This window comes from Kitasatospora sp. NPDC036755 (assembly GCF_040636595.1).
Lineage (GTDB): Bacteria > Actinomycetota > Actinomycetes > Streptomycetales > Streptomycetaceae > Kitasatospora.
Map to the genome: position 1 here is coordinate 1 of NZ_JBEZUT010000334.1, position 9,504 is coordinate 9,504.

Genomic DNA, 9,504 nt, shown 5'->3' on the forward strand with positions numbered 1-9,504 from the left:
GGCGCGGCGGCCGTCGAGCCGCCGGCCGGGTCGGTGTTCTCGGGCCCGCAGGCGGTCAGCGCGAGCGTCGCCCCGACGACGAGGACGGCGGAGGCGAGCAGCGGGCGACGGTGGTGGCGGACGGACACGGTGACTCCCCGATGGCGGTACGTGCTGACGTGCTCGGACACTCCACAGGACGGCCGGTCGACGGGTTTCGGTGCCAGGAACGGCGTCACAATCATCAGGACATGACAGGAACAGGACTGTGACACGGCATCGGGCGGATCGAGGTTGACATGCCCCGGCCCGCACGCCGGAGCGTACGGGCCGGGGGTGCGGGCCGGGGAGGTGCCGGCCGGGGGGGGTGCGGGCCGGAGCCGGGCGCCGGTCAGACCCCGGCGGAGGCCAGTCGGGCGTCCCGCCGGGCGGCGGCCTCGGCCGGGTCCAGCACCGGCACGGCCGCCAACAGGCCCTTGGTGTAGGCGTGCTGGGGCGAGTCGTACACCGTGGCGGCGTCGCCCTGCTCCACGATCCGCCCGGCCCGCATCACCACGACCCGGTCGCTCACCTGCCGGACCACGGCCAGGTCGTGGGCGACGAAGACCAGCGCGAGCCCGAGGTCGCGCTGCAACTCCCCCAGCAACGCGACCACCTGGGCCTGGGTGGTGACGTCCAACGCGGACACCGGCTCGTCGCAGACGATCAGCCGGGGCTCCGGTGCGAGCGCCCGGGCGATGCCGACCCGCTGCCGCTGCCCGCCGGAGAACTCGTGCGGGTAGCGGTGGTACCAGTCGGGGTCGAGCCCCACCCGCTCGAGGAGGTCGCCCACCCGGGCGCGGATGCGGCGCTCGTCGCTCTCGCCGGCGATGCGCAGCGGGTCGGCGACGGACTCCCCGATGCTGCGGCGCGGGTTGAGCGAGGACACCGGGTCCTGGAAGACCATCTGCAACTCCCGCCGCAGCGGGCGCAGTTCCTTCTCCCCCAGCGCCCCGATGTCCCGGCCGCGGTAGTGCAGCCGGCCGCCGGTCGGCTCCAGCAGCCGGACCAGCATCCGCCCGAGGGTGGTCTTGCCGGAGCCGGACTCGCCGACGACGCCCAGCGTCTCACCGGCCCGTACGGTCAGCGAGACGCCGTCCACGGCGACGACCGGGGCGGCACGCCGGCCCAGGCCGCCGCGGGTGGCGAACTCCCGGCGCAGGTCGGTGGCTTCGAGCAGGACCTCGCCCGCGCCCGGCCCGCTCGGGGCGTCGGGCGCGGCCGGAGCGGCCGGAGCGGCCGGAGTCTGCGGCGCGTCGACCCGGGGCACCGCCGACAGCAGCGCCCGGGTGTACGGCTCGCGCGGAGCGCCCAGCACCTCGGCGACCGGGCCGTGCTCCACCGCCCGGCCGTCCTTCATCACCAGCACCCGGTCGACGCTCCCGGCGACCACGCCCAGGTCGTGGGTGACCAGCACCAGCCCGGCCCCGGTCTCGGCGCGCAACTCGTGCAGCAGGTCGAGGATCTGGGCCTGGACGGTGACGTCCAGCGCGGTCGTCGGCTCGTCGGCGACCAGCAGGCGCGGCTCGCAGGCCAGGGCCATCGCGATCAGCACCCGCTGGCGCATGCCGCCGCTGAACTCGTGCGGGCGCGACCGCGAGCGCCGCGCCGCGTCGGGGATGCCGACGCGGTCGAGCACCTCGACGGCCCGGGCCCGGGCGTCCCGGCGGGAGAGGTCGCGGTGGACCCGCACCACCTCGGCGATCTGGTCGCCCACCGCGTGGTACGGATCGAGCGCGGAGAGCGGGTCCTGGAACACCATGGCGGCCAACCCGCCGCGCAGGCGCCGGAGTTCCGCGCCCTCCGCGGTGACGGCGTCGACCCCGGCGACCCGGACCGAGCCGCCGACCCTGGCGCCGGTCCCCCGGTGCAGGCCGAGCAGGCCGTAGGCGACGGTGCTCTTCCCGGAGCCGGACTCGCCGACGATGCCGAGCGCCTGCCCTGCCTCCAGGGTGAAGCCCACGCCGTCGACGGCGCGCACGTGGCCGTCGCCGACCGGGAAGTCGACGACCAGGTCCCGGACGTCGACGAGGGGTTCGGTGCTCACGTCAGGACCACCCTTCGGTCGGTCACCGCGTAGAGCACGTCCGCGACGACATTGGCGAGGACCACGCAGAACCCGGTGACGAGGGTGAGTCCGACGACGGTCGGCAGGTCGATCAGGCCCACGGAGGTGACCAGCAGCTTGCCGAGCCCCGGGAGGCCGAAGAGCGACTCGGTCAGCACCGCGGACCCGAACATCGTCCCGAGGTCGATCGCGGTGAGCGCGATCACCGGGGTGAGCGCGCCGCGCAGCGCGTGCCTGGTCACCAGGTGCCGTTCGTCGACGCCGTACGCCCGGAAGGTCCGGATGTGGTCGTCGGCGAGGGCCTCCAGCATGGACGAGCGGGTCAGCCGGGCGTACTTGGCGGACTCGATCAGGGCGAGCGAGATCCACGGCAGCAGCAGTCCCCAGAACCACTGCTGGGGGTTCTCGGTGAGCGGCACGTAGCTCGGGAACGGCAGCCACTGCAACTGGGCGCACAGCACGATGAGCAGGACCAGCCCGATGATGAACACCGGGACGGAGCTGCCGGCCAGCGTCAGGCCGGTCAGCAGGCGCTCGCTGAGCCGGCCGCGGCGCAGCGCGGAGACCAGACCGGTGCCGACCCCGAGGACCAGCCAGAGCACCATCGCGCCGAACGCCAGCGAGGCCGTCACCGGGAGCCGGGCGGCGATCATGTCGGTGACCTGCTCGCCGCTGCGGTAGGAGACGCCGAGGCACGGGGCCGGGCAGTGCAGCAGACCCGTCCCGGCGCTGAAGTCGCGGCCGGCGACGATGCCCTGGAGGAAGTGGGCGTACTGGAGGTACACCGGCGCGTCCAGGCCGAGGCGTTCGCGGACCTGGGCGACCTGGGCGGGGCTGCACTTCTCGCCGCAGGCCAGCTGGGCCGGGTCGCCGGGGGCGATGTAGAACACCGCGTAGACGATCACGGAGAGGGCGAGCAGCACGCCGAGCATGCCGAGCGCCTTGCGGAGCAGGAAGCGGGTCATGCGGTCGCCCCCTCGGTGGCGTTCGACGGAGCGGGGCGGCCCGCGTCCGACGGGGCGGCGCCCGCCGGAGCGGTGGTCGGCCGGGCGGCGCCCGACGAGCCCGCGCCGCCGCTCGACGCCCCGACCCGCAGCCGGGAGGCCGCCCGGGGGTCGAGCTCGGTGCGCACGGCGTCGCCGAGCACGGTGAAGGCGAGCACGGTGACGAACAGCAGCGCCGACGGCAGCAGCACGTACGTCGGGTCCGCGCGGAACCACGTGGTCGCGCCGGAGAGCATCTGGCCCCAGGACGAGGTCGGCGGCTTGACGCCCACCCCGAGGAAGGACAGCCCGGCCTCGGCGACCACGTTGCCCGGCAGCAGCACCGCCGCGTAGGTGATGACCGGCGCGGCCAGCGAGGGCAACAGCTCCCGCCGGGCGATCCGCCACCGGGTGGCTCCGGCCAGCCGGGCCGCGGCCACGTAGTCGAGCTGGCGCAGGCTCAGCGTCTGCGCCCGGACGATCCGCGAGGTGCCGGCCCAGCCGAGCAGCCCGATGACCAGGGTCAGCAGGAGCGGGCGGGGGAAGCCGGAGGGCACGACGGCCATCAGCGAGATGGCGAAGACCAGCGAGGGCAGCGCGAGCATCACCTCGGTGGTGTTGCCGATCACCTGGTCGAGCACCCGGCTGCCGAGGCCCGCGGCGAGGCCGACCAGGACGCCGATCGTCACCTGGACGACGGTGGCGCCGACGGCGACGAGCAGCGAGATCCGGGCGCCGTGCACGAGCCGGGCGAAGACGTCCCGCCCGGTGCCGGGTTCGACGCCCAGCCAGTGCTCGGCGCTGACGCCGCCGAAGGAGCCGGTGGGCACCCCGCCGGCCGCCGAGTCGAGCAGGTCGTTGTGGTAGCTGGTGGGGTCCTGGCCCTCGAGCGCGCTGAGCAGCGGTGCCGCCGCCGCGATCAGGACGAGCAGGACGATGACGAGGCCCGCGGCGAGGGCGGTGCGCCGCGCGAGCAGCCGCCGCCACACCTGCCGTCCCCCGGGGGCCGGGGAGGCCGCGGGGGCCTCCCCGGCCGTGGATTCCTGTGGAGCCATGGTGGTCCGTTCGATCCGGTCGATCCGTCCGTTGCCGCCCGCTACTTGACCGCGACCTGGGAGATGTCCAGCACGCCGGTCCAGTCGCTGATCACGATGTTGCGGACGTCCTTGCCGGACAGCCGCTTGTACACGGGGTGGAACAGCGGGACGGTCAGGGCCTGCTCGCCGATCCGCTGGTCCAGGGCGCCCCAGCGCTTGGCGGCCTCGGCGTGGTCGGTGATCTTGTTGATCTGGTCGATCTCGTCGTTCACCGAGGGGTCGTTCAGCTGCGCGGTGTTGAAGTTGTAGCCGTCGGTGACGATCTGCCGGCCGTCGAAGATCGGTGCCAGGAACGGGCCGCCGGACGGCCAGTCGGCGCCCCAGCCGGTGAGGAAGAGGCCGGGCTCGGTGCTGACGCCGTGGATCGTCTTGGAGTACCGGTTGGAGTCCAGGGCCTCCAGCTGGACGGTGATCCCGGCCGCCTTCAGACCGTCCTGGACGGCGGTGGCGAGGTCCGGGCCGTAGCCCTTGCCGACGGCGGTGGAGTGGGTGAGCGTGATGGTCAGGCCGTCCGGGTAACCGGCCTCCTTCAGCAGCTCCTTGGCCTTCTCGGCGTTGCCGGTGGCACCGGCCGGGAACGGGTCGTACGGCGTGTGGCCGAAGGTCTCCTGCTCGGGCAGGAAGGTGGTGGCGGCCTCGGCGAGCGAGGAGCCGCCGGCGGCGTTGACGACCGAGGTGCGGTTGATCGCGTAGGCGACGGCCTGGCGCACCTTCGGGTCGTCGAAGGGCTTGACCTTCGGGTTGAACGCCAGGTAGTTGACGAAGCCGAAGTGGCCGGTGCCGACGCGGGCGGCGAGCGCCTTGTCGTTCTTCACCTGGGCGAGTTCGGAGGGGCCGAGGTTGGTGTCGGTGGTGACGGCGGCCGCGTCGGCACCGGTGCCCGCGGAGAGCCGCTGGTTGATCACCGCCGGGTCGAGCCCGGACTGCACGTCGATGGTGTCGGGGTACGCCTTGCGCTGGTCGTCCGTCGCCGCCGACCAGTTGGGGTTGCGCTTGAGGACGAGGTGGGCGCCGTCGTTCTCGTTCTTGACGACCTGGTAGGGGCCGGAGGAGACCGGGTGGTCCTGGTACTTCGCCCCGGTGTCCTTGTCCTTCGGGACGGGGGCGAACTGCGTCTGGGTCGCGAGGTACGGGAAGTCGCCCTCGGGCTTGTTGAGGCGGAAGACGATGGTCTTCTCGTCCGGCGTCTCGATGGCGTCCAGGGTGCGGCCGTCCTTGTACGGGCCCTGGTAGTCGGCGGCGCCGACCAGCCAGTCCCTCAGGAACGGTGCGCCGCCGGAGAGTTCGGGGGCGAATGACCTTTCGATGCCGTACTTGACGTCGGCGGTGGTGATCGGCGAGCCGTCCTCGAACTTCAGGTTGTCCTTGAGGTGGTACGTCCACACCGTGGCCCCCTCGGAGGGGGTGCCGGTGTCGGTGGCGAGGTCCGGGACGACCTTGGTGCCGGCCGCGCCGTCGGCCCGGTTGCGGGTGGTGAGGGTCCGGAAGACCAGCGAGGGGACGTTGCCGCCGCCGGAGGTGTAGAGCCGTGCGGGGTCGAACTGCTCCTGCGGGTTCTGGTTGAGGACGGTGAGGGTGCCGCCCTGCTGCGGTGCCGCGTTCTTGCCGGTGCCGGCACCGCCGTCGGCCTCCGGTCCGCACGCCGCCAGTCCGACGACGAGTGCGACGGTGACGGTCGCCAGGGCGAGGCGGCGGGGGGTGAAGGTGGTTCGAGACATCGGAAAGGGAGCCTTTCGCTACCGATGGTGTACGGAGGAAGGCGGGCGACAGTGAGGCCTTGGGAAGAGTGAGCGGCACCGCGCCCGCGGGGAGGGGCGACGTCCCGAGGCGGCGATCACCGCAACGCGTCGGGACAGGCGGATTCAGCGACAGAGGTTGTCGGAAACGCAGTGCGCGGCCACGCCGATCAGCGCCAGCTCGATGGCGGCGCACTCGATCGGGTGACGGTCAGACATGCCGAGAAGACTGTATGACTTTAAGCGGAATGTCAAAACTCACTTTCCGGCCGCCGGAACCCGGGGAACCGGATTGCCCCCGGAGGGGGGCGGAATACCGCCGCGGAGGCCGGAAGGAAAGGTGAACGACAGGGGCACCCCACCGGCCCCGGCCATGCCCGGCGGCACCGAACCTTCGTGAGGAGCGTTTCCCGACGTCGGCGCACCCGGGGGCGCCACCAGCCGGCGGCGCGCCGACTTTGGGAAATGTTCCTAACTATACCTCTTGACGCGTCCTCGCCGAGTCGCGATCCTGAAGCGCACTCCCCCGCACGACCAGAGAATCGAGCAGACATGCGTCGACTCACGAGTGCCCTCGCCACCGCCGTGCTGGCCCCCACCGTCCTCGCCCTGCTGCCCGCCGCGATCGCGGCGAACGCTGACGCCAGGGCCGCCACGAACGACACCACCGCCGCGGCCGCCGCCGCCCCGAAGGTCCCCTTCGGCAGCCACGCCTTCCCGTACGCGGCGGGCACCCTGCGCCCGGGCGGCGCCCAGTCGGCCATCGACCAGCAGGTGATCGACAAGTACAACGCCTGGAAGTCCGCCTTCCTCAAGAAGAACTGCGGCAACGGCTGGTTCCAGGTCCGCTCCCCCGACGCCGACCACCCGTACGTGGCCGAGGGCCAGGGCTACGGCATGGTGATCACCGCGCTGATGGCCGGCGCCGACCCCGACGCGAAGACCGCCTTCGACGGCCTGGTGAAGTACGTGCTGGCCCACCCGTCCGTCAACAACGCCAACCTGCTGGCCGCCGAACAGGACTCCTCCTGCAAGAGCGTGAACGGCTCCGACTCGGCGACCGACGGGGACCTCGACGTCGCCTACGGGCTGCTGCTCGCCGACCGGCAGTGGGGCTCCACCGGGACGTACGACTACAAGGGCCTCGCGGTCAAGCACATCAACGCGATCAAGGCGAGCGAGATCAACCCGACCACCCACCTGACCAGGCTCGGCGACTGGTCCGGCTCCGGCGACTCGCTGTACTACGTGACCCGCTCCTCCGACTGGATGATCGACCACTTCCGCGCGTTCCGGACCGCGACGGGCGACGCCGCCTGGGACACCATCCGCACCGCCCACCAGAACCTGATCGCCTCCCAGCAGTCCACCTACGCCTCGGCCACCGGCCTGCTGGCCGACTTCGTGGTCAACACCAACACCACCCCCAAGCCCGCCCCCGGGAAGGTTCTGGAGAGCGCCAACGACGGCGACTACGGCTGGAACGCCTGCCGCGACCCCTGGCGGATCGGCACCGACGCCGTGACCAGCGGCGACTCCGCCTCGCTCGCCGCGGCCCGCAAGCTGAACTCCTGGATCCGGACCAAGACCGGCGGCAACACGGGCGGCATCGTCTCCGGCTACCACCTCAACGGCTCGGCCTTCGACAGCGGCCACGACATGGCGTTCACCGCCCCGTTCGCGGTGGCCGCGATGACCGACCCGAACTCCCAGGCCTGGCTCGACGCCCTGTGGGGCAGGCTGGTCTCCACGCCGATCGACTCCTCGCTCTACTACGGGAGCAGCGTCCAGCTCCAGTCGATGATCGTGGTCTCGGGCAACTACTGGCTGCCGTAGGGCTGTTCGCGAAGGAAGACGGCCGGCGCCAGGGCGTGTCTTGTGGGTCTTGTCGGATCAGGGCGCGGCGTTGGGGTGCGTGCATCGTAAGGCGGAGGAGGGAGCCACTGCGGAGCATTGGCGACCGACGACAACGCGGCTAGGTGCGTGCCCCGGCGCCGCGCACCCGGCAAAGACCCACAAGACACGCCCCAGCCCCACGGGGGCGCCGGCCGGGTCCATTCGAGGCCTGGGTCAGCCGCTCCAGGAGGTGGTCGAGGTGGTCGTCCGGGTCGGGCCGGCGGCGGGCCGCGAGTACTCCGACCCGCCGCCCGAGGCGGTCGTCCGCACGCCCGGGGCCGAGCTGCCGTCGGCACCGGTGGTACCGGCGGTGCTGGTGGTAGCCCTGGTACCGCCCGCCGGGGCGAGGTGCGCGACGGAGGTCCGGCGCGCGGCCGGCGCACCGGGCGCGGCCGCGGGGCCGTTGCCGCCCGGCACGATCCGCTCGATCCGCAGCACCAGGTTGCGGTCCTGCCGGTCGCCGGCCCCGTCGCGGTTGCGGCTGTGCACGACCTGCGTCGCCACGCCCCGGACCTCCTGCCACCGCCCCTGCACGGCACGGACGTTGGGGCACCACGCACCCTGGTGGTGGTGCTCCAGGTCGAGCTCCCAGCGCTCCGCCTCGACGACGTGCACGGCGCCGACCTCACCGGGGATCTCCACCGGAGCGGCACCCCGGACGCTCACCACCGCCCGCTGCGGGAACCGTCCCTCCACCGCCGTCACCGTGATCCGGCTCGCCCCCTGGTACCAGGCCATCGCTGTCCTCCCTCGTCCGTGCTCCGGGCCGGCTGCCGACCGTCCTCAGCCGGTAGCACGGACGGCGCACCCTCCGGGGTTCGATCCGGCCCGGACCGGTGTGAACCCGGCGCCCCGTGCCTTCCGTTCGGCACGGGGCGCCCCGGACCGCTCGCCGACCTGCCGGTTTCAAATGGGAGGTGGAACGGCGGGGCCCGTTGTTAAGGTGGCCGGATGGCATCGCTCAGGCACTTCCAGGTCACCATCGACTGCGCGGACCCGGTCCGCCTCGCCCACTTCTGGGCCGAGGTGTTGGGGTACGTCGCGCCTCCGGCACCGGAGGAGTCCGGGGAGCCCGTGAAGTGGTTCGCGTGCACCGACCCCTCGGGCGTGGGTCCGCGTGTGCTCTTCCAGCGCGTCCCCGAGGGCAAGGTCGTCAAGAACCGGGTCCACCTCGACGTGCGGATCGGCACCGGGCTCGTGGGCGAGGAGCGCCTCGCCGTCCTCGAGGCCGAGACCGCGCGGCTGGTCGCGCTCGGCGCGGTGCGCGGCACGCTGCTGCTCGCCGACGGCGAGAACGAGTCGTGCCAGAACATGCAGGACATCGAGGGCAACGAGTTCTGCCTCGACTGAGCGGCCGCCTCGGGCGAGCAGCCCCCACGGCGGTTCCGGCCCCGTCCCGCGCCACGCGGGACGGGGCCGTCGCGCGTGTGCGCGCCGATCGGCCACTCCCGGCGGCGGAGGGCCGAGTTCCGGCCGAACGGGCACGGCGGCGGTTGACGGCCACATCGGTCCGTGCCACTTTCTGATCGCGCGGCGCCCGCCACCTCCTCCCCCACCGCCGAGGTGAACCCGGGCTCCCCTCCGCCGGCGCCGCGTGCCGCCCCCACGCCAGGAGAGGAACCCCCATGAGCACCCGAACCAGCCGCCGGCGCCCCCGTGTCCGCGCGGCGCTCGTCGCCGCCGTCGTCGCCGCCGGGCTCGGCGCG

The 9,504-nt window shown here is 73.0% G+C and carries 8 protein-coding genes; 2 read left to right on the forward strand and 6 right to left on the reverse strand.

The window, feature by feature from the left end:
- Positions 1–370: 370 nt before the first annotated feature.
- The 5 genes from AB0E96_RS33840 to AB0E96_RS33860 all read right to left on the reverse strand — a co-directional run bounded on the left by AB0E96_RS33840 (position 371) and on the right by AB0E96_RS33860 (position 6,121).
- Positions 371–2,065, reverse strand: a complete 1,695-nt coding sequence (locus AB0E96_RS33840) for an ABC transporter ATP-binding protein (RefSeq protein ID WP_359829625.1) — start codon at positions 2,063–2,065, stop codon at positions 371–373.
- Entirely contained in the window at positions 2,062–3,051 is a 990-nt protein-coding gene (locus AB0E96_RS33845; protein WP_359829626.1) for an ABC transporter permease, read from the reverse strand. The genes AB0E96_RS33840 and AB0E96_RS33845 overlap by 4 nt, the downstream gene beginning before the upstream one ends.
- Complete coding sequence (locus AB0E96_RS33850; RefSeq protein WP_359829627.1) at positions 3,048–4,124, reverse strand: ABC transporter permease; 1,077 nt, start codon at positions 4,122–4,124, stop codon at positions 3,048–3,050. The genes AB0E96_RS33845 and AB0E96_RS33850 overlap by 4 nt, the downstream gene beginning before the upstream one ends.
- A 41-nt stretch (positions 4,125–4,165) precedes the next feature.
- A complete protein-coding gene (locus AB0E96_RS33855) occupies positions 4,166–5,884 on the reverse strand; it encodes an ABC transporter substrate-binding protein (protein ID WP_359829628.1) in 1,719 nt (572 codons plus the stop codon).
- A gap of 144 nt (positions 5,885–6,028) precedes the next feature.
- Positions 6,029–6,121 carry an Ms4533A family Cys-rich leader peptide gene (locus AB0E96_RS33860; RefSeq protein ID WP_317620150.1) on the reverse strand — a complete coding sequence of 31 codons (93 nt, stop codon included), beginning with the start codon at positions 6,119–6,121 and terminating at the stop codon, positions 6,029–6,031.
- A 333-nt stretch (positions 6,122–6,454) separates the two neighbouring features.
- Between AB0E96_RS33860 and AB0E96_RS33865 the strand changes: the two genes are divergently transcribed.
- Complete coding sequence (locus tag AB0E96_RS33865; RefSeq protein ID WP_359829629.1) at positions 6,455–7,738, forward strand: glycosyl hydrolase family 8; 1,284 nt, start codon at positions 6,455–6,457, stop codon at positions 7,736–7,738.
- A 234-nt stretch (positions 7,739–7,972) separates the two neighbouring features.
- On the opposite strand, the gene AB0E96_RS33870 is transcribed toward AB0E96_RS33865, so the two are convergent.
- Positions 7,973–8,536 (reverse strand): hypothetical protein, encoded by a 564-nt coding sequence (locus AB0E96_RS33870; protein WP_359829630.1) that lies wholly within the window; start codon positions 8,534–8,536, stop codon positions 7,973–7,975.
- A gap of 213 nt (positions 8,537–8,749) precedes the next feature.
- Between AB0E96_RS33870 and AB0E96_RS33875 the strand changes: the two genes are divergently transcribed.
- Positions 8,750–9,148 (forward strand): VOC family protein, encoded by a 399-nt coding sequence (locus AB0E96_RS33875; protein ID WP_359829631.1) that lies wholly within the window; start codon positions 8,750–8,752, stop codon positions 9,146–9,148.
- The last annotated feature ends 356 nt before the right edge of the window (positions 9,149–9,504 follow it).